Annotated in this window: 14 protein-coding genes and 1 tRNA gene; 4 read left to right on the forward strand and 11 right to left on the reverse strand. The window is 53.6% G+C overall.

All coding sequences use genetic code 11. From position 1 onward, the window contains the following. The first annotated feature begins 89 nt into the window (after positions 1–89). Both CO583_RS03465 and CO583_RS03470 read left to right on the forward strand, forming a co-directional pair. Entirely contained in the window at positions 90–1,070 is a 981-nt protein-coding gene (locus CO583_RS03465) for an alpha/beta fold hydrolase (RefSeq protein ID WP_249103141.1), read from the forward strand. A 70-nt stretch (positions 1,071–1,140) separates the two neighbouring features. Beyond that, positions 1,141–1,217, forward strand: a tRNA-Arg gene (locus CO583_RS03470). A gap of 366 nt (positions 1,218–1,583) precedes the next feature. Here the strand turns inward: CO583_RS03470 and CO583_RS03475 are convergent. From CO583_RS03475 to CO583_RS03490, 4 genes are all read right to left on the reverse strand, one after another. Next, on the reverse strand, positions 1,584–5,321 hold the full coding sequence (locus CO583_RS03475; RefSeq protein WP_249103142.1) for a hypothetical protein: 3,738 nt from the start codon (positions 5,319–5,321) through the stop codon (positions 1,584–1,586). A 524-nt stretch (positions 5,322–5,845) separates the two neighbouring features. Continuing rightward, complete coding sequence (locus tag CO583_RS03480; RefSeq protein ID WP_249103144.1) at positions 5,846–7,042, reverse strand: Dyp-type peroxidase; 1,197 nt, start codon at positions 7,040–7,042, stop codon at positions 5,846–5,848. 10 nt (positions 7,043–7,052) lie between these two features. After that, a complete protein-coding gene (locus CO583_RS03485; RefSeq protein ID WP_249103147.1) occupies positions 7,053–8,219 on the reverse strand; it encodes a hypothetical protein in 1,167 nt (388 codons plus the stop codon). Between the two features lie 10 nt (positions 8,220–8,229). Further along, positions 8,230–9,717, reverse strand: coding sequence for a carbohydrate porin (locus tag CO583_RS03490; RefSeq protein WP_081562965.1), 1,488 nt, complete (start codon positions 9,715–9,717; stop codon positions 8,230–8,232). A 247-nt stretch (positions 9,718–9,964) separates the two neighbouring features. On the opposite strand from CO583_RS03490, the gene CO583_RS03495 reads away from it, so the two are divergent. Next, positions 9,965–10,393 carry an EamA family transporter gene (locus CO583_RS03495; RefSeq protein ID WP_043561539.1) on the forward strand — a complete coding sequence of 143 codons (429 nt, stop codon included), beginning with the start codon at positions 9,965–9,967 and terminating at the stop codon, positions 10,391–10,393. A gap of 119 nt (positions 10,394–10,512) precedes the next feature. Here the strand turns inward: CO583_RS03495 and CO583_RS03500 are convergent, their stop codons facing one another. The 6 genes from CO583_RS03500 to CO583_RS03525 form a co-directional block, all read right to left on the reverse strand. After that, entirely contained in the window at positions 10,513–11,928 is a 1,416-nt protein-coding gene (locus CO583_RS03500; RefSeq protein ID WP_052349139.1) for an amino acid permease, read from the reverse strand. Between the two features lie 134 nt (positions 11,929–12,062). Next, a complete protein-coding gene (locus CO583_RS03505; protein WP_248630375.1) occupies positions 12,063–13,592 on the reverse strand; it encodes an alginate export family protein in 1,530 nt (509 codons plus the stop codon). A gap of 248 nt (positions 13,593–13,840) precedes the next feature. Beyond that, the gene (locus CO583_RS03510) at positions 13,841–15,289 is read right to left on the reverse strand and encodes an alginate export family protein (RefSeq protein WP_227449654.1); all 1,449 of its coding nucleotides are present in this window, start codon (positions 15,287–15,289) and stop codon (positions 13,841–13,843) included. Between the two features lie 201 nt (positions 15,290–15,490). Then, positions 15,491–15,673 (reverse strand): hypothetical protein, encoded by a 183-nt coding sequence (locus CO583_RS03515; RefSeq protein ID WP_348984442.1) that lies wholly within the window; start codon positions 15,671–15,673, stop codon positions 15,491–15,493. Continuing rightward, complete coding sequence (locus CO583_RS03520; RefSeq protein ID WP_081562962.1) at positions 15,670–16,071, reverse strand: hypothetical protein; 402 nt, start codon at positions 16,069–16,071, stop codon at positions 15,670–15,672. Before CO583_RS03520 ends, CO583_RS03515 begins: the two co-directional genes overlap by 4 nt. 237 nt (positions 16,072–16,308) lie before the next feature. Continuing rightward, positions 16,309–17,577, reverse strand: coding sequence for a glutamate-5-semialdehyde dehydrogenase (locus CO583_RS03525; RefSeq protein WP_248630567.1), 1,269 nt, complete (start codon positions 17,575–17,577; stop codon positions 16,309–16,311). A 181-nt stretch (positions 17,578–17,758) separates the two neighbouring features. On the opposite strand from CO583_RS03525, the gene CO583_RS03530 reads away from it, so the two are divergent. After that, a complete protein-coding gene (locus CO583_RS03530) occupies positions 17,759–18,964 on the forward strand; it encodes a multidrug effflux MFS transporter (RefSeq protein WP_248630374.1) in 1,206 nt (401 codons plus the stop codon). Positions 18,965–18,979: 15 nt separating this feature from the next. Here the strand turns inward: CO583_RS03530 and CO583_RS03535 are convergent, their stop codons facing one another. Further along, the gene (locus CO583_RS03535) at positions 18,980–19,636 is read right to left on the reverse strand and encodes an invasion associated locus B family protein (protein ID WP_043560795.1); all 657 of its coding nucleotides are present in this window, start codon (positions 19,634–19,636) and stop codon (positions 18,980–18,982) included. Positions 19,637–19,691: the final 55 nt, after the last annotated feature.

Raw genomic sequence — 19,691 nt, forward strand, 5'->3', positions numbered from 1 at the left:
TCTCCCCTGCCCGTGCTGGCAGATCAGTCTTGCAGATGCTTTCTTCTCTAGCCGATTTCCGCCGTTTTAAAAACGGCCCCCTGTCCGTCATGTCCGCATTTCTGCTCATGGGCCTGCCCGGAGGATGCCAGACACCCCCAGCCCCCCGGAGCCTGCCCCACCGCCCGGCCGAGGCGGCTTACATCCCAGCCAGTGCGACAATTGCCCTCTCCGATGGCCGCAGAGCACCGGTACGGCTCTACCCGGCAACTGTTCCCCAACGTGGTATCATTCTGGCCTTTCATGGCTTTGGAGACAGCCGGGACGCCTGGGAAGTCATGGCCCCGGCCCTCAACAGGGCGGGCTTTCTCATCGTCGCACCGGACGTGCGTGGCTTTGGCGAATTCCCCGCCAAAGGGGGATGGAGCACGACCGACAGGATGGTTGCCGATGCCGTGGAAGAAGCCCGCTGGTGCCAGCAGCGCTGGCCCGGCCAGCCCCTCCATCTGATGGGGGAAAGCATGGGGGGTGCCCTTGCCCTCCTGACCAGCACGGCCCTGACGGCTCCCCGCCCTGACGGGCTGATCCTTCTGGCCCCGGCCATCATGACGATTGGTGAGCCTTGGCAGACCCTTCTGGAAGGCTGGAACCTCGTCACGCCACAGGCACGGCTGACGGGTGCGCATATGCCGGGGCATCATGTCGCCACGGCCAATCTTCGGGCCATGCGCCGCATGTTCTTCGACCCGCTGACGCGCCACGGCACGAACGTGCACGCCCTGCGAGGGCTGACGCATCTGATGGCCCGTGCGCTGGAGCAGGCACCCTCCGTACAGATACCGACCCTGCTCGTCTGGGGAGACAGGGACCAGTTCGTCCCCGCCTCTGCCACACGTCGGCTGATACGGCAGGCCCCACCGTCCCTCTTCCGGCTGGATGAGCTGCCCCGTGGGTATCACCTCATCACCCGTGAACCGCAAGACCGTCCAGCCAAGGACATCATCTCATGGATCGAGCGGCCTGACCGCTTTCTGCCCTCTGGCGGGGACAGTGCCGCCACCATGTGGCTCTGGCTGGAACAGACACGCTGACATGGATGAAAAAAGAGTGCCGCAAGGGCTAGGCAAGCACGCCACTTGCCGTTAAAAGTACCGCCAACGGGGACCCGTAGCTCAGCTGGATAGAGCGTTGCCCTCCGAAGGCAAAGGTCGCGCGTTCGAATCGCGCCGGGTCCACCATGGATTTTCCCAGTTCTCTGATGTCTTGCCGTCGAGTCCGGCATCACTCCACAAGGAATTGATCCGATTTGAACTAAGCCATGGTATTTTTTGATCAGATCGAAAATGATTCTGAAGAAAAATAGCCTCGATCGTTCATTCCTACAAAGGAATCCTCTAACGAGAACAAGCAAAACAGCACTGAAGAATAAATTTATTATTTAAGTCAATCCAAGCGACATTTCTTACAGCGGCTGATCAGCAAGTCCCATATAAAGTAAATTTTATGCTCCTTTTAAAGGAACAATCCCACCATCTAATAAGAGTTAGAGGGTATAATCATATGTTATGGATATAAACTCCATCTCTTGATCTTGGTATTTACTATCATGAATTTCTCATTCGTTTCTTATTCACCCTTATGCTGTCTTTCTCCGCTTTTTTCCAAGAACTTACAATATTTTCATTCCGAAGACGCTCTAATATTTTAATGTTCTCCTTACTGTCCTCAATACGAAGCCTGCTGGTACTTTCATCAGAAAGCTGAAGATAAACCCCCCCTAAACCACACAGAATACGCAAGAAGACATCTTTTCCAACCTGATCAATCACTCTTACCAAGAGTCCTACAAAAATTTTATCATCAATCCTCTCAAGGCTACGTACAGCCCTTTCCAATACCGCTCCAACAATAGGAATATTTTTTTTATAAGCATATTTTATTATTTCCTCCCAAGAAGATCCATCAAAAACTTCCATGAAGTTTTCTGCGTTCTGGACAATATACTTTTTAATATCCGATGGAATTTTCTTATCTTTAAAGAGTTGAGTTAGATCTCCTGCAACGAGATCAGGAGTCATATACGACCGAAAATTCTTGGACTTACTTATGAAATCAGAACGTGCTGACCATTCCATTTGGGAGAGTCGTTCATAAGATTTTTCATCATCAACAATAATATCCCTCTCAATCAGCCATCCAAAGAGCTTGTTGTCTCGTGAAACAATTTTATCAACTTGTAGATACTTTCCTAACTTCAAATCAGAGACCAATTTCGTCCGTAAGTCGGATGAAAAGAAATTATCAGGACAATTAAGAATACAATATGCTATATTTTCACGCTTCGTTTCCTCTTCGTCAGAATTATTCTCATCTATCACTTCAACTTCCGATATACCCCCTTTGGCCTTAAGTAAAGAAGCAAGATTTTCATCCACTTCTCCATTTCCTCCAATATATAAACAGATATTATGAAGTGTCGGTTGAAATCTTCCAGTTTCCGCCAAAAGGGGCCAGACATCATCAGGAAGAGACTCTATTTTTTCCACCGCACAACTATCATGAACATTAATTAATACATCTTTAAGGCAAGAAACATTACACGAAAAAATCTCTTTAACTACTTCAATGAAAAACTCATTATTGTCTATAGAAAAAACTTTTCCCTTGATAACTTCAATATACTCGGAAATTTTGGACAATACATAATCATATACTTCCTTACTATTTCTTCTAATTCTATTAAGGGAAATACTATCCTGTGAAAGGTCTGCGGCTAGAGAAATATTTTCACATGTAAGCTTATAAATATTTTTCCTTACGAAAGCCTCCTGAAGTTCCTCACCAAGATACCGCAATGCAGGCACGCATACCTTAGCTCTCCTATAGAGTTGAGAAATACTCTCAGCATTCTCATGAGACATTTTACCAGACAGAACAGAAAATTTATCATAATTTTCCAACAAATAATCTGCCACAGATTCATCTATGCTTTGCTCTTTGAGACAAGATATGTCGGACAATATCCCATTTATTAAAATTATCCGAATGTTATTATTAAAGTCCTCTCCACCTATGAAGTGAAAAATAATCTCAGATGAGAATTTAGCCAGTTTTTGAGCAAGTTTTATCTTGTCCTCATTCGTCACCGAATCTGAATTATAATAAGAATTAAGAAACTTTTTTTCATGTTTTCCTAGAATACTCAATTTTCTAGAGATAATATCTAAAGCATTCTCTTCCTTATCTAGAAGATATTTTAGAATATCAATATTATAAAAAGAACATTTTGAGGAAATTTCATCCCTATAATCATTAATGATATTCTCAACATCACAATGATCCAGATGAAAATATTCATCCATAACGTCACACTCTATATGATGGATGATAAAATTCATTGCATTGGAACTAAAATAGGAATCATGGTAACGGGTCGTATATAAAGAAAAATTGCGTCCAACATAGCCGTGCTCGACAAGTTGATAAGCCAGCTTGCTCTGCAATAGTGTACGAACTTCTGTTATAAAATCTTTGTCACCTTCCTCCAGATTGGAGACCTCCATAGAACTTGAATAAGTTATCAATTCATGAAAGTCACATACATTCAAATATCTATTTTCTTTATCTAATTTCTCTATCTTCTTTTCCAGATCCTCTCTATCCAACTCCATCAACTTTAGAAAATCCACCTCACGCCCTACCAAATCACAGATACGATCTCTCGATAGATTTATTTTTAATTCTTCAAGCTGACTTCGATAAGCTAACCTACTTATACGTTCATTACATTCCCAAACAAGATTATAAGCCCCCTGTTCAATATCCATCCAGAATTTAGAAGATTTCATCTCATCCATAGAATGATGAACACTACCAACAGTAAAATTCTCAACATTTACAGAAACACCCATATCCCTCCCCACATTTTCTATGTATTTTTTTATTATATCATGTAGACGCACACTATTCCCTTCTAAATTTTCAATTTCATTCAAATTATCTCTCATCTCTTTTATCTTAGTAGCATTCAAATTTATGCGTCTATTAATAAATTCACGGCTCATCCTATACAAATCATCTATCCTGCTTTTTCTAAAGCGTATGTTTTCAAAATCTTCTAAATGAGTATTTTTATACACAACCATCGCAAAAAGCTCATTATCCTTCAATTTAAGAGCTTCACCACCTCCTGAGAAAATCATTTTTCTGAATACAATAAATTCATTCAATATATTCTTTAGTAACCTCATATCCGGAATGGCTGACATGGCTATATTGATCAACTTATTATCAATCTTATGATCTTTAATTTTCTCATCAATTATATCTTTTGCAAGACTCTTGGATGTCAAATATGTCACGAAAGGGACAATAGGAATGATTATATCAAAAAATTTTGTTCTATTAGAGTTGACCGCTTCCTTATGAACAAATCCGTCCAAATCCGTCTCACCTTCTCTCCTTTCAAAAATACTATCCTTTACAGCATAAATAAATCTAATATTCTTTTTTATTTGAGGAGAATTATTTAACAATGTATTCAATGAACGTAAAGTATCAAAAATATGACAGTCATCAAAACGATCGATATCCTCAAAAATTACTATATCCTTTTTAGAAGTATCAAAAAAATAGACAATCTCATCAAGATATTGATCAAAATACGACGCAGAATTTTCATCCAATGAAACAGTAGCTGATCCTGCTGATAACTGCTTTACTCTAATTCGTCCATCAAAAATCTTAAACAGACAAAATATAGAAACAGAAAAGACAAACGGAAATACCGCATATGACAAAGGTTTATATGCATATAATAAAGGAAACTCCTTTAGAATTTTCTCCACCCACCCCGCAAGAAAAAAGATAACGGTTAATATCACGCTTGCCCAAAAAGATATGAATATACATCTCATACATTGAAAACGCTCAATTCGCCTGAAACGTGACGCAGGAGCCTTTTTAGGACTTTCTCTATATAAAAGCTGCTTGACAATCTCTTTCTGAATCTGGTTTGTTAGCGTCATTGCTTGTGGAGGCAAAGTAGCTTGCTCCTCATTATCTGGAATATTACTTTCTTTTATTTTCTCATATGTGCTTTTCCCAAATAAAGATAGAGTGGATAAGGACAACTCAATTACACCATTCTTACCTGCTGTAAATTTCTTTAGAATACTGCTTTTCCCCGTTCCATAAGGACCGGATAGAGCTATATTAAGATTTTCCTTATTCTTGAGAGCTTCCTCAAGTGCTTTTACATATGTGCCATGTTCCTCTTCTATGTAGGCAGGTTTCAGCGAAACCAAAGAAACATCAAAATCACAACAATTTTCATCAATCATATTTTTTACTCTCCAGCCATAGACTCACAGTCGTTCACTGTCGTCTCAAAGCTCCATTTTCAGCAACATGACCTAACACATTTCTCATGTCCGGCTCCACACGCATCACCCTCCAAAAGAACAAGAAAAAACAGACATTGGGAGCATTTATAGTGCCGATACGTGTATTGATTCCGAAATGAAGATTCCCATGCATAAATAAAATATAATTCATCATCGAATAAATTAAAAATCGAAACTTTAATGAAATTACAAAATAGTATAAGTCAAGCTGGGGATACACTTGTAAAATCCATTAAAAAATTTTGACAAAATCATTTTCTTGACACTAGAAATCTACCTCCACGCCAGAATAATTCTCACTTTAAGAGACGTATACATCGTCAGCCAATACAAAATAACCCCTCCCATCTCACATCCCAGAGAACACTCTACGGCCCCCACACTCAACCCGCCATGGAAACTTTACCCTCCAGATTTGCCTGAGCCTTGGAGCCTTCCCCACACAAGAGGGGAACCAGCCCTCACCCCAGCAGCTCCTCGCCCACATAATGACCATCAAGACGCCCCGGGCAGGCGAACAGGCCACTGCCTATGTGGGTCGTGTACTGGTTCATCATGTCGAATTTCGACATACGCTCGAATATCCTGGTGAAGGCCGTGCGGGGGTCCTGCTGATAGGCGAGGAACATCAGCCCGGCGTCAAACTCGTTGCCCTGCCGCCACGGGGGCCAGCGTTCGGCAATGTAGCTCAAACCGTTATCATAGGAATAAGACCGCCTCAGCAGCTCCGCACCGCCATTCTCCTGCGGGGCGGCAAGGCGGGCGTGTGCATTTTCAGGCGTAATGGGGTTACCGTCTTTATCCGTCTGCTTCAGCGTTAGTGGTTCATATTCATGATGGCCCCCAATGGGGGCACCGCTCTGCTTCTGACGCCCCATCGTCTCCTCCTGAAAGCCCGTCCTCGTACGGTCCCAATGCTCCAGGGCAATGCGGATGATGCGGGCCACAAGATAGGTTCCCCCCTGCATCCACGCTTCGTCCGTCGGAGCTGCCCAGAGGACCCGCTTCGCCACGGCAGGATTGGCGATATCGGGCTGTATGGTGCCATCCTTGAAGCCCATCAGATTGCGGGGTGTCTGATGCCGGCCAAACTCCGGTGAAAAACCGGTCTGTGCCCAGCGTGGGGTTGCCCTGCCGTCGGCCAGACGGGCCAGGATGCGGATGGCATGAAAGGCCGTCTGCGGATCCGTCGCACAGCTCTGGATGCAGACATCACCTCCCGTATGGGCCGGAACGAGCTGATCCCCCGTAAAGCGGGGCAGGTCGGCCAGCGGAGCCGGACGCCGGTCCGCAAGACCATACCGGTCTTTCCCCTCCTTCGTGAACAACCCCGGCCCGAAGCCGAAGGTCAGGGTCAGGCTCGCCTGCTCCAGACCATCCACATCACCGGAATCAACAAGATGCGGGGCGGGCCGGTGCGCCATCAGGGCCTCGGCAGCCTCCGTCCATGCCCTCATCATGTCGGCCACATCGGCCTTCTTCTCCGCCGTGAGATCAAACGTGATGAAATACAGGAACGGCAGCTGCGGCAGCATGATGCCGGGCTGATGACGCAGGGAAGAGGCCATCGCAAGGCTGGTGGCGGGGCGCATCAGCTCCAGCCCTGCCAGCCCCAGTGCACCCCCCAGAAGAGTGCGGCGGGAAAGAGAAAATGTCATGGTTCTACTTTCACGGAAGGGCAACATTGAGCGTGTTCATGTCATCTTCGACATAATAGAATCCCCTGTTGTCAGGGGTCATCGCCAGACCGAACAGGTCGCCATTGCCCGGGGGCTGCTGGGCCTGGTCATTGTCCACCCACTGGGCATAGAGCTGTTTCTTCGCCACAGGGTCTATCTCGACAACCTGCCCGTTGCGCCCGTTGGCCACCAGCAGGTGATGCCCCGGCACCCAGATCATCGCCAGTGGCCAGTTGAGCAGCTGCCCTCTGGTGATGATGCGCCCTACGGCATCATTCTGACGTGTCACGGGGGTCGTGCGGTTCACGGCATCATCAATGGCCGTGACCTCCTCATCATAGCCATCCGTGACATACAGCGTGCCGTCACTGTCCAGAGCCAGTCCGGTTGGCCCAAAAAGAAAATTGTCACGATCGGCACGACCGGCAAACCCGGTCGCTATGATTGACTGTCTGTCCAGCACAGGGGGCTTACCCGGCGGAACATGCAGATTGAAACGCATGACCGTCGCATTGTGCAGGATGGGTGGATAATGCGTTGCCGGGTCCAGAACATAGGGGCTTGGCAGCCCCGCCGCCGCCATGGAGATGAAAAGCGTGGCCGTGTCTCCGTTATCAATGCTGGCAATATTCCCCCACGGCCCCGTAATGTCCGGTCCTTTCCACGCCGTGGCGAATTTTCCGTTGGCATCAAAAACCAGAAGGCAGCCATCCCCCTTCGTGCCTGTTGTCCCGTCCTTGCTTGGCGTGCTGCCAACAATGACCCAACCCGCCTTGAGCACCGTCAGGGCCGTCGTGAAGCCGATCCCCCCCGGGCAGGCCGCCAGATTGGCCGGAGCACTGGCAAACAGGCGTATGTTTTTTGTCACGGGCGAATAGGCCACGATGGTCGTGCCGGTTCCCTGAAGATTGTTCACATTGTTGAAGTTGGTGATGAGCACCTCATCCTTCTTCAGGCTGCCCATGTCCTGCGGCACCAGATAGATCGCATAGGGATTGAGATCGCCATTGCCCGGACTTGTGGAGGCCAGCATGGCATGGCGGTGGATGGTCTCCAGAAATCCCTTCGGAGCAGCCTCCCCTCCCTGTGGAGCAGACACGGCGGCGAAAACGAGGCAGGCCAGGCCGGGCAGAACTCTGCGTAGAAACTGTTTCATGAAGCACCTCCTACAGGGCAATGATCGCACGCAGACCAAGGACGGCAATGTCCTTCACGCGCCTGTCAGGGTGGAGAGTGTTCGGCACCCCACCTGACGGATTGAAAATGTACTGGAAGTCCGGCTGGAGCTGGAGCCAACCTGTCATCTGGCACTGATACATCAGCTCCATGTAGGTTTCCCCGCTCTGGGACGGCATGTAGCTCCCGTTGTAGAACCGGGTCGCCCTGTCAAATTTGGCCAGCGCCTTGCTGAAATGCGTGTAGCCCATGGCAAGCCCCAGCGTGTCATCCTGCCGGTATGGCAGCGGGTCCTTGAACGTGAAGCCGAAATTCAGGCTGAAATCGTTGGGCGCACGGTCGGACTGCGGCGTCCCCATCGCCCGGCCAAAGACATTGAATGTCCGGTTGGGATCGTAATGGCTGTGCCACAGCATCTGGTCCACCACCGCATACAGGCTGAAAAGGCCACGGTGACGGCGGGCCACGCCACTGCTGGCCGGAGACGCAAGCGGCACGTGCATGTTGTCCCAGTACTGGTCCGCAAAAGGCTCGGAATCATACCAGGCCCCGATGCGATAGACCCGTGAGAGCGCATCGGCCTGATCTGGCGAGACCATGGCCCCCAGGGCGGGATAGACATACTGGAACTCCACCAGAGCCAGCACACCCCGGTTCAACACGAAACTCGTCCCGGATGGATTGCTCTTCTGAGCATCCACACTGACATTATGAGCAGGACTGCCACTGAACACGCCAGCCTGCACATATAATGGCGTGGCCATCCAGTATTTCGCCCTCACCCCCAGTGAGGAGAGCGGATAGGCTGGTCCGCCACCGGGCATGTCCGCCGAAGGCACCATGGGCCAGCCGAACATGGTGTTGGCAAACACGAGCGCATTGCTGCTCACCATCCATTCCTGGTCCAGGCTCTGCTGGCCAATCTTTATGTCCAGAGCCTGCTGGTCCAGAAATTTCTGGTCAAACCACATTTCCCACAGGCGGGTGGAACGGTCTGCCTCGATCCCGCTGATGGTCTGGGCCACCTGAAGATTGTCATCACTGAGACTGCGCCCATGTATCTGTTCCATGCTGACCTGAAAGGTACCGCCGTACCAGCCAAAGGCCCGCTGCGTATTCAGTTGCAGCACCGCAACAGTCAGGCCGTCATAGGCGGCTCCCCGCCGTGTTCCGCCCGTGACATTGCCGAAAATCTCCGACGTCTCCTGAAGGGCAAAAACCAGCCCCGCCTTCCCCATGGCTGTCCGCAGGCCCCACATGCTGCCGAGCAGGTTGGAATCCCGTTTCCAGTTTGACAGAAACCCGAAGAGGCCGTCTGCACTCTCATCCCCTGCCGCTGCGGCATTGCCCAGATTGACCACGGGGGCACGGGCCTGAGCTGTACTTTCCATGAAAAACGAGAGCAGGCCAATCACTGCAACCTGCACAGCACAATAACGGGACCGGGTGAACAGCCTTCTGAAAGTAAGGGTGGGCATGGCGGCTCCGATAACTGTTAATGATTCTTATTATTGATATCGGAAAAATTTTTCGATTCAATTAAAAATTGATTCTCATTCGCATTTGGAAAGCATCACCAGCACTCTGAACAGCCCATTCCCGTCAAAGAAGCAGAATTGCCATGATGTCTACTCCCCACCATGATTGAAACACGAAGACAGCCCGCAGGCCCATCCGATCATCTTTCAGAACGTCTCTGCCACAATATCAGGAGGACACATCATCATGCTTTCCACCTCATGGGTCTTCTGGGCTCTGCTTTCAGCAGTTTTTGCTGCACTGACAGCTCTGTGCGCCAAGATTGGCGTCAACAACATTGATTCCGACCTGGCCACCTTCATCCGCACGCTGGTCATACTCGGCGTACTGGGGATGATCTTGCTGATTACAGGCAAATTTCACGAGACCAGAGGCTTCAACATGCGGGGCTGCCTGTTCCTGCTATTATCCGGTCTGGCAACGGGGGCCTCATGGCTCTGCTATTTCCGTGCCCTAAAGCTGGGCGATGCTGCCCGTGTTGCCCCCCTTGACAAACTGAGCGTTGTTTTCGTGGCCATACTCAGTGTCACCGTCCTCGGGGAGCAACTCTCCCTCAAGGGCTGGCTGGGAGTCCTGTTCATCGGGCTGGGAGCCATTCTGGTCTCCCTAGGGTAGACCTTTCTCCCTTTATCAGTCGCCACAAAAAAACGGACCCACCCAGAGGGTGGGTCCGTTTTCTTCAGAAAAGACTCTTCCGTCAGAAGAGGGAGGCAGGCCTTCCCTCTTCCTCCAGCTTACTCGCCTTCTTTACCGGTTTCTTCTTCAACCGCAGCCGGCTCTTCCGTCGTTACGGGAGCCAGACGGCTGGCAAAGTTGCAGGCCATCAGGTAGCAGACGACCGCCGTACCGAGAGAAGCAAAAGCCGTGTTGCGCTCACCCGGATTGATCAGCATGGCCACGAATACCAGAATGATGGCACCCAGGCACAGGAGGCTGAGATACGGGAAAAGCGGCAGGGTGAAGTGCTTGCTCGTCCCAGAGCGTTTGCTCCGGCGGCGCAGCACGATGTACGTCGTGGAAATCAGCGCATAAGTCAGCAGGATCAGACCACCACTACAGTTCAGCAGGAAGCCGAAAATCTCGCTCGGTGCAAAGATCGAGGAGAAGGCGACCAGAAGACCAGCCACGGAGCTGATGGTAATGGCCATGCGGGGCGCCTTGTCCGGCGACGTACGCACCAGAAACGCCGGGGCATCCCCCTGGATGGCCAGCTCTGTCAGAATGCGGGACGTGATGTACATGCTGGAGTTCAGGCAGGACAGCACGGCGCTGAGGATGGCGATCTGCATGATCAGCGCAGCACCCGGCACACCCATGGTCTGAAGCACGGCCACGAACGGGGACTTGCCCGGATACAGGCTCCACCACGGCACGATCATCGTGATCAGGCAGATGGAGGAAACGTAGAACATCATGATGCGCAGGCCGAGTGTCCGCGTCACACGGGAGACATTCTGCCCCGGATCAGACGTCTCGGACGCCGCCACGGTGGAGATCTCGGAGCCCATCATGGTGAACAGCACGGTCGGCACCAGCGCCAGCAGCGGCACGATCCCGTTGGGGAAGAGCCCACGACGACCAAACAGGTTGTGATGGACCGGCACACCCGGACCAAAAACATGCAGGACATACAGCAGCGCCAGCAGGATGAAGGCCACGATGGTGAAAACCTTGATGCTGGAAAGCCAGAACTCGCACTCACCAAAAATCTTCGGGGCAAAGAAATTCACAAACTTCATGCTGAGGATGAGGATGATCGACAGCAGCCAGACAGGCAGGTCGATCCAGTCCCGCAGCATCATGGCACCAGCGATGGCTTCCGAGCCGATCACGACCACCCAGAAGAACCAGTAGAGCCAGCCGGAGGCAAAGCCGATCCGGTCACCATGCGCAAGGCGGATATACTCCACGAAGGAGCCACGCCCCGGGTCGCTGACAACAATCTCGCCAAGCATCCGCATGATCCCCATGATCAGGAATCCGACGACAACGAACACAAGCGCAATGCCTGGTCCCGCTTTGGCAATGGCGGCACTGCTACCAACAAAAAGCCCGGCGCCGATCACGCCGCCGAGGGCAATCATCGCAATATGACGACTCGAGAGCCCCTTATCTTCGGCCTGAGCCTGGTCAGTGGTGGGTTCCTTCATGAAAAGGTCCTTATGAATAGTTGGCTGTGCAAATCGCCCATCCAGTAGATGACGGGTTCTCCGCTAAGTCATTCCCATTTTGTAACATCTACTGTCAAAATGGAAGCCGGAACAGATTAAAACTCCGTTCCTTCTCAGAAGTGACGGTAAAAATAAAGCTCCAGCACACCTGATGTCCCATGTATGGGCGGCATAGGCATGCCTCCCGGAACACCGGCCTTTGCCAGTGCCTTTCCCGCTGGCCCCGCAAAAGCAACACCGCCAGCAATCGCTCCTGATGTGTTGCCATCAAACGTGTATTCTGCGGAGAAATCAAGCTCATCCGACATGTGGCTCCCCACATTGCGGGACAAACCCGACCCTGTGGGGTAGAGAAAAGACAGGTCGTAGAAATGCAGGCCGAGCTTCAGCTCGTCCGCCTTGCGCAACAGATGGACGGGTGGGACACCTGTCAGATCCACCTGATGGATCTCCATATTGGACAGGGGAGACAGATACATGCCCGTGATTTCCCCCGGCCAGTAGCCACCATAGGTATACCGGCGCCCATCGTACAGAAAGTACGTATCATAATTGTGCTTCGTCCGGCTATGTGGGTTTTTCCCCCCGCTGAAACGGGTGTAACGGTAAAAGACGTGCGGCTTCCATGGCAGGCTGGTGAACGTATAGCCTGGCTCGATATATGTCGAATAGGCACTGACCCCCTTGTAACCATTGCCCGCATGGCTGTTCTGCTCGGAAACGAATGTGCCATAGAGCGTGAAGTGCTTTGAGATGCCCAGCGCCCGGATGGGCACGAACGTACCACCCCAGCTCAGCTGACTGACATTCATCCCCTGCCTGTCCCCACGATTGGCGTAGTCGTAGGCTGAACCGATATTCGCCTTCCGCACATGAAAATAGGTCAGGGTCAGATAAGCCGCCCTGTCCTCGTAGACGGACCCGCCATCCCCTCCTAGCCTGCTGCGAAACCATGTGATGTCAAACCCCTCAAACTTGGTCTCCGGCCTGTCATTATTGCGGGTCTGCTTGTTGTTGGTGTTGTTCTCCAGCATGAAGACATCCGCCCGCAGCGCCTTCCCCTGATATTTGATGACACCAGGGCCGGAAAAGGCAAACCGGGGCGCATACCACCAGGCGCCACGATCCCCGGAGCTGTAAGCACCCTTCCCCATCAGAAAGCCATCATCAATCTGGAACTTCTGCCGTCCTCCCTCAATGATCAGCTTCCGCTCCTTGGTGAAGGGCAGGTCTATGCCCAGATTGGCCTCCTCCAGCGTGACTGCACGAGGGGTCCGTGTCGTCTGGGAAATGCTCTCGGCATCGCCATCCCCCAATGTCGTGGAGCCAATGGCCGATGCCTGCCCGAATACGCTGAACCCCCAGGGCGTTTTCCACTGCCCTGCAAGAATGGGTTTGCCGTACAGCTCGGCATATGTCGTATCCTTGATGAGGGCATAGCCGCCCGTCCGCTTTTCACGGTACGACCCTGTCCCGAAGTTGGTATTGGGCAGAAAGAACGCATCCCCCCCAATATCCAGAGAGGCCTTGAGAGAAATGTTTCTGGTCGCAACAAGTGTCTGGTCAGCATAAGCGTCAGAAATCACATAAACGTTGCCCAAAACGGCCAACGAAACGAAGAGTTTCCGCAGTTTTGATGACATATGAGGAACCTTTTGGAAATTTTCCTCACAATTTTATTACAGAAGAACCGTTCCTTGTCTATCGACCGTCTGACTTGTTTATCAGTACAGTCTATGAAATGGAGACAATATAAAATTTATTCTTTTTCTTCATCATGACGATACTGCCTCACGAAAACACGCTCTAAATGGCAGTTTATTAACCCTTCCACGCCCTGTTCCGTATCAAACCGGACAGAAGAACAGAAACGGAATGATGGGCGCTAATATTAAAAATGTTTATAAAAATAAATTTCCATTACACCGGAAGCTCCATGGATCTTCGGCATGGTCTGTCCATCCGGCACGCCAGCCTTGGCCAGTGCCCGCCCTGCTGGACCAGAAAAGGCAGCACCCGCTGCAATCGCACCGGATGTATTCGCATCAAAAGCATATTCTGCTGAAACGTTGACTTCATCCGACATATGTCGCTTCGTACCCGCAGGCAGGCCTGCGCCCGTGGGATACAGATAGGCAAGATCGTAAAAATGCAGGCCAAGCTTCAGCTCATCATCCTTCTTCAGCAGATGGACGGGCGGCACACCGGTAATGTCAAACTGATGAACCTCCATGTTGGAGAGTGGGGACATGTTGTTCCCCACAATCTCCCCCGGCCAGTAACCGCCGTACGTGTAACGGGCACCATCATAAAGAAAAAACGTATCGTAATTGTGCTTCGTCCGGCTGTGGGGATCCCGCCCCCCGCTGAAGCGGGTGTACCGGTAGAAAACATGAGGCCGCCACGGAACCCGGGAAAACGTATAGCCCGGTTCCACATAGACGGCATAGGCACTGACCCCCTTGTACCCATTGCCTGCGTGGCTGTTCTGCTCGGAAACAAAATTGCCATAGAAGGTGATGTTCTTCGTGAAGGGGCGGCTCTTCATCGCAAAGGGCGTTCCCCCCCAGCTCAGGGCCGTCACGCTCATGCCCTGACGGTCCGCCCTGTTGGAGTAATCGTAGGCCGCTCCCTTGTCGGCATGGCGGACATAAAAATAGGTCAGCGTGACATAGGCCGCCCGGTCTCCGTAGGACGAGCCGCCATCTCCATCCGGACGGCTGCGAAAGAGCGTCACGTCAAAACCGACAAACTTCGTTTCCGGCTTGTCATTGCCGTAGGTCTGCCGGTTGTTGCTGTTGTTCTCCAGCATGAACACATCGGACCGGATGGATGTCCCCTCATACTTGATGACCCCCGGCCCGGAGAAAGCAAACCGGGGCGCATACCACCAGGCCCCACGCTCACCAGAGCTGTAGGCTCCCTTCCCCATGAGAAAACCGTCATCAATCTGGAATTTCTGCCGTCCCCCCTCGATGATCAGACGTCTTTTCCCATTCAGCGGAATCTTCACGCCCAGATTGGCATCCTCAAGATTCACCTGCCGGGGCGTGCCGGAGGTCTGGCTCACGCTCTCTGCATCGCCGTCACCCAACGTCGTGGACCCGATGGCCGAAACCAGCCCGAACACCGAAAAACCCCACGGGGTCTGCCATGTGCCTGAAAGCATGGGCTGGCCATACAGCTCACCAAGACCAACATTTTTCGTGCGTGTGTAATAACCCGCCTTGTGCGGTGCATAAGAGCCCGTGCCAAAATTGGCATTGGGGAAATAAAAGGCATCACCCCCAATATCGAGAGCGGCATTCAGGGTGATATCCTTGCGGGAAAACAGGGTCACGTCCGCAGATGCTTCAGAAGCGGTAAAAACACCAGCCGACATTGCAGCTGTACAAAGCAGTTTCCGCACCCTTGCCGCCATGACCATCCTTATTCTCAGGCTGTTCTGGCGGCTTATTACCTCATGTCTGCCATATAATCCAGAGAATGCAGCCCAGAGAATGTTACGATCTCGGAAAAATATCTCGAAAGAGCCTGCGCCTCATGTTCTCCACAGGCAGCCCGCCTTCCCCCAGCCCGGTACGCCGTCACCGCCGGTGATGCCCCAGACCCGCCCGGTCACGTAGCTGCTCTCCTGAGAGGCCAGGGTGACATAGACCGGCGCAATCTCCACCGGCTGTCCGGGACGGTAATAGGGTGTCTCCTGTTCACACAAGAACGTCATGACTTCCTCCGTGACCACAGCTTCCGAAGAAAGAAGGCAATGCCCTCAATCAGAAGAACAAGAAGGACGATGCCAACCACTTCGAAAATCCCTGCCATTATCAGGAACTTCTTGACGACCTTCTCAGTAGGACGACAAGCAACCTGTACGTCCGAAAGATTCAACTTGGACGTACAGACCATGACTGTCTCGCTACCCTTGGGCATGGTCATGGTAATGGTGGCAGGAATGGAGAGGGGAGCAGCTTCGGCAACTACAGGAGCGGCGAGAAGCAAACCAATGACAAAAGCCGCCACACCGGAGAAAAACGCCCACCTGCCCACGGATGACACGCCCTCGCCTTCATGGCTGGCAGCAGCCTCACCTGGCCGGGTCGTATCCATCTCATCTCGGAACATGGGGCATCTCCTGTTCAACAGCTCTTCCTGATGAAGACGACCTTCTGCGAATATCGGCCATCACGTCAAGCTGTTTCAGTTCAACAGCTCTTCCTGATGAAGACCACCTTCTGCCCCGCCCCGCACGTCAACCGCCCTCCCGGAGCGCATCAAACGGTTTCACGTCACGATCCGTTTACATGACCATGCACGGCCCGTTCCGGTTCAGGAATGGTCTGGAAGGGTCATCCCGGTCCGTCACGGGCGCAGCTGCCCTGTTCCGTGCACCTCATAACGCCATGTCATGAGCTGGGCCGGGCCAACCGGGCCACGGGGCGGCAGGCGGCCTGACATGATGCCGATTTCCCCACCCAGTCCGAATTCACCACCATCACTGAACTGCGTCGAGGTGTTCCACATCACGATGGCACTGGGGACACGTTGCATGAAATACTGCGCCACGGCCTCATCTTCCGTCAGGATCGCCTCCGTATGACGGGACGAGAAGCGGACAATATGCGCCAGTGCCGCATCCACCCCTGCCACAACGGAAATGTTCAGAACCTTGTCCAGCCATTCCGTGGCAAAATCTTCCTCCGTGGCAGCGGGCAGTTCCGGCAGGATGCTGCGGGCGGCCTCGTCAGCCCGGAAGGTGCAGCCCTCCGCTGCCAGATCGGCCACAAGCTGCGGCAGGAGACCCGGAGCAATGGCAGCGTCTATCAGGAGCGTTTCCGTGGCCCCACAGATGCCGGGACGGCGCAGCCTGGCATTGCGCACGACCCTCCGGGCCAGCTCATGATCCGCCGCCGCATGGACGTAGCTGTGGCACAGCCCCGCCGCATGGGCCAGAACCGGCATCCGTGCCTCGGCCTGCACACGCTCCACCAGCGTACGCCCGCCACGGACCACAGTCACGTCGATCAGCCCTGCCGCACGGAGCATGTCTCCCACATGCTCCGGTCCGGCATCCGGCACCATGAGCACGGCATCCTCCGGCAGGCCAGCACGGGCCAGCCCCTGCTGGATCACATGATGCAGGGCCTGTGTGCTGTGAAAACTCTCCGGCCCGCCCCGCAGCAGCAGGGCATTGCCGGACCGGATGGCCAGAATGGCCGCATCCACCCCAACGGTGGGCCGCCCCTCATGGATCATCCCCAGCACGCCAAGTGGCGTGGCCACACGGCGCAGCTTCAGGCCATTCGGCTGCTGCCATGCGGCCAGAACCTGTCCGACCGGGTCTTCCATGCCCGCAAGGGCGTCCACGCTGCGGGCCACGCCCTCAAGCCGTTCCGCCGTCAAGGTCAGCCTCTCCTGAAAGAACGGGCTGAGACTGGCCTGCTCAAGGTCCCGGCGATTGGCAGCCAGCAAGGTTTCCGTTCCGTCCCGCAAGCCTGCGGCCACATGGCGCAGTGCCGCCGTCCGCTGCCCTGCCGGACATACGGCCAGAATCCCGGCTGCCTCACGGGCACGCCGTGCCAGCACATGCATGGGCGGGACGTGAGCGTCCGTCTGCGTTCCTGTCGGCATGGGTCTTTCTCCTCCATTTCCACCGGCCCGGCCTCCCGCTGCCGGATGATCCGCACCATCCATCACCAGCCCCATCGTGCCGATCTGGACCGGCATGGCAAGGTCACTCCGGCAGAAACCCGCCGTGCCCATGTACCGCCCCTGCTTGACAGGCCGACAACGGCCCCGCATCTCTTGAGGCATGTCCTCCACCGCCACACAGCCACCAACCGTCCACTCCCTCCGCCTGCTGGGGATTCTCAGCGTCCTGATGGGGTTTGCGGCCATCTCCACCGATTTCTACCTGCCAGCCATGCCCACCATGGCGCAGGCCCTGCAGGCGCCGGGAGGTGAGATGGCCTGGACGATCTCCGGCTATCTGGTGGGGTTCAGTTTCAGCCAGCTCATCTGGGGGCCGGTCAGTGACCATTATGGCCGACGGCTGCCCATTGCCATCGGGCTGGTCCTGTTCACTCTCGGGTCGGCAGGCTGTGCCGCTGCTGGTTCCATCACGACGCTCATCGCCTTCCGCCTCCTTCAGGCCATCGGGGCCTGCGCCAATGTCGTGATCGCCCGGGCCATGGTGCGGGACCTCTATCACGGCCACCGTGCCGCCCAGATGCTCTCCACACTGATGACCGTCACGGCCATCACGCCTCTGCTGGCCCCGCTGGTTGGCGGACAGATTCTGGCCTTCTGGGGCTGGCGGGCCATCTTCGTCAGTCTGGTCTGTGTGGGCCTCATCATGCTCGGCAGCCTGTTCTTCCTGCCGGAGACTTTGCCGAAGCGGGATGAACGCCCCCACTCCGTTCTCCATGCCTTCTCACACTATGCCCACCTCATCCGCCGCCCCCGCCTGCTGGGCTATGCCTGTGCCGGCGGCTGCTACTATGCGGGGACGTTCGCCTACATTTCCGGCTCCCCCTTTGCCTATATCAGCTACCACCACGCCTCCTCCCTGCTCTATGCGCTGCTCTTCGGAATGGGCATCGTGGGCATCATGACGGCCAACATGATCAATGCCCGGCTGGTCCACGCATGGGGCAGCGACAGGCTGCTTGTCATGGGGGTCATCATCAGCGTTCTGGTCTCGCTCTGGCTGGTCGCTGATGTCTGGACTGATTATGGCGGGCTGTGGGGGCTGTTCCTGCCGCTCTTCCTCTATGTCGCCATGGCCGGATTCATCGTGGCCAATTCCCTCTCCGGTGCCCTGCATGATGACCCCGCCCATGCGGGCACCGTCTCCGCCATGACGGGAGCCGTCCATTATGGCAGCGGCATCATCGGGTCCGGGCTGGTGGGGCTGCTGGCGGATACCACACCCCGCCCCATGGCCACGATCATCTGCGTGGCCTCGCTGTTCAGCCTCGTCTTCCTGCTGCTCATCCGTGATGGCAGGAAGGGCTGAAGGCCGGCCCGCTTCTTACGGGTTCAGCTCGCCCCGCTCCAGCCAGCCTGCAATCTGCTGCATCCCCGTCTGGATGTCGGAGAGCGGGAACTCATAGGCCCATGTCTCGCCCGTTTTCGTCTTCGCCGTCAGCTGTGCCGTCTTCCCCGATGACAGAGCCTGCACGGCACTGGCCGGAAGCTCCTGCTGGGCCATGCAGCCTGTCTCGTCACAGGATTGCAGAGGCAAAGGCACGGCCTGCCCGTTATCCACGCTCAGCTGAAGAGTGGCCTTCATGTCGAACGGCAAGCGTGTCGGCAGGTTCAGGCTGATCTGCCAGGGCTGTTGGGCCAGCGGCTTCCTGATGAGGTCTGGCGTGGCATGAGCCAGCAGGAAAAATCCGCTATCCATCGTCGTCCCCGTCATGCGTTCCAGCTGGATGGTGCAGAACTGCGTCCCCTGTCGGCTGCCCTTGGCCGGATAGGCACAACCATAACGCCATGGCCCGGCAAAAGCGGACCGGGCCGTTACTCCCGGATGTTCAGCCGCCATGATTTCCGGCAGACCTCCCCCTTTTTCCGTCACGGCTTCCACAGCTGCGGCCCGACCATCCTTCGGCCCAGCCGCAGAAGCTGGCACGGCAGACAGCAGACCAAGTGTCATCACCATGACGGCATGAGGGCGTCTGAACATCTTTCTTTCTCCTTCTACGGTCATGCCGCCACCGTAACACCAACCGGCACACACA

Source organism: Parasaccharibacter sp. TMW2.1882 (assembly GCF_023337635.1).
GTDB lineage: Bacteria > Pseudomonadota > Alphaproteobacteria > Acetobacterales > Acetobacteraceae > Bombella > Bombella apis.